Source organism: Bacillus sp. JJ1503 (assembly GCF_036965125.1).
Lineage (GTDB): Bacteria > Bacillota > Bacilli > Bacillales > Cytobacillaceae > Cytobacillus.
In genome coordinates, this window is the sequence record NZ_JBALOZ010000516.1 from 1 (window position 1) to 1,394 (window position 1,394).

Annotated in this window: 1 protein-coding gene and 1 pseudogene; both read left to right on the forward strand. The window is 33.3% G+C overall.

From position 1 onward, the window contains the following. Positions 1 to 380: 380 nt before the first annotated feature. Positions 381 to 890 (forward strand): annotated as a pseudogene (locus tag V7149_RS26140) (Type 1 glutamine amidotransferase-like domain-containing protein); the annotation flags it as partial. A 272-nt stretch (positions 891 to 1,162) separates the two neighbouring features. After that, positions 1,163 to 1,363: a hypothetical protein gene (locus V7149_RS26145; RefSeq protein ID WP_335348470.1), complete on the forward strand. Its 201-nt coding sequence runs from the start codon at positions 1,163 to 1,165 to the stop codon at positions 1,361 to 1,363. Positions 1,364 to 1,394: the final 31 nt, after the last annotated feature.

A 1,394-nucleotide genomic window follows, 5' to 3' on the forward strand; every position in this document is an offset into this window, starting at 1 on the left:
CAAGGTATTGCGATAGCAGGAGCTTCTGGTGGTGCCTTGTCGGGAATGGTTGTTGCTGGTCCAAGATACGAAACGTTATCAATTACTGGCGGGATTATGTCCTTAGTAATCATTCCAATCGTGATCTGGTCTCGTGGAAATAAAAAATAAAACCCCCATATGTTTTACGAAATTAATATTTTCATGTTGAACTAATGGGGGCGTTGGTACAAGAACAATTAAGTTATTTTTGTACAACGGCCATATTTTAGTTATTCCATTACAGGGCGCTTTCCTGTAACAAGGGTCAGCACTTATTTTCATTTTAGGGCAATTATTCAGACAACACCTTTAAAGAAAATTGGGTATCTATATTAAAGTTTTGAAAATTATCTTTATTTGAACCAGAATTTAAAGACTTAGAAAAATATGTTCTTGAGCAAGATGTTATATATGTCGGTGGAGGTAACACCAGAAATATGCTTCTTTTGTGGAAGGAATGGGGATTAGATAACGCTTTGAAAAAAGCATATGAAAAAGGAGTTATACTTACTGGACTAAGTGCTGGTTCAATTTGTTGGTTCGAAGAAGGATTAACTGATCCATTAAATGCACCTTTATATAAGATAGATTGTTTAGGCTACTTGAAGGGCAGTAATTGTCCTCATTATGATGGAGAGAATAAAAGGAAGCCCTCATATCACCAACTAATATTAGAAGGAAAAATAAAAGAAGGTTATGCAGTTGATGACGGTGTGGCTCTTCACTTTATTAATGAAACACTAAACATTTCTGTTAGTTCAAGACCAAAAGCAAAGGCATACTCTGTTAAATATGTAGATAGTAAAATTATTGAAACCGAGATTAATACTATTTTTTTAGATGATTTATTAGGGTCCAAATTAAACTAAAAAGAGCGTTTTAATGTAGCTAGTTTGAATTCTACACTATTCAACAATCGGGCCAGATTGTTGAATATGAGTATTGCGAAATTATCATTATTTGAGATGATTGTTATTGAGCTTATGAAGGGGGGATTATTATATTAATTTTATTAGGTCTCTTAATTTCTTTCATTACGGTTATATTATTTTTGATTTTATGTGCTAACATAATAATTTCTTTCATCAAAAAGAAAGCCTTCCCTAAACAATTGCTGATTGCAACGTTGTCAGGGGTTGTTATGGCATCTTCAATCTACATATATAAAGTTTACTTTTTTACATTTAGTGATATTGATAGAGAATTCACCCAAAAAGGACCTGGTCCTATAACATCACCCACTGGGGAATATACGGCCAATGCTTATTATGAACTATATGGTGGTGCAGCAGGCGGTGTTAATGTATGGGTTGAAATTACAAACAATTATGAGAAGAATTAAGTCCAAACTGTTTATTATAGTGATGCAAAAA

What these genes read in the sequence shown, in the direction of transcription:
- V7149_RS26145 (WP_335348470.1), top strand. Translation starts at nt 1,163, where the DNA reads ATGGCATCTTCAATCTACATATATAAAGTTTACTTTTTTACATTTAGT.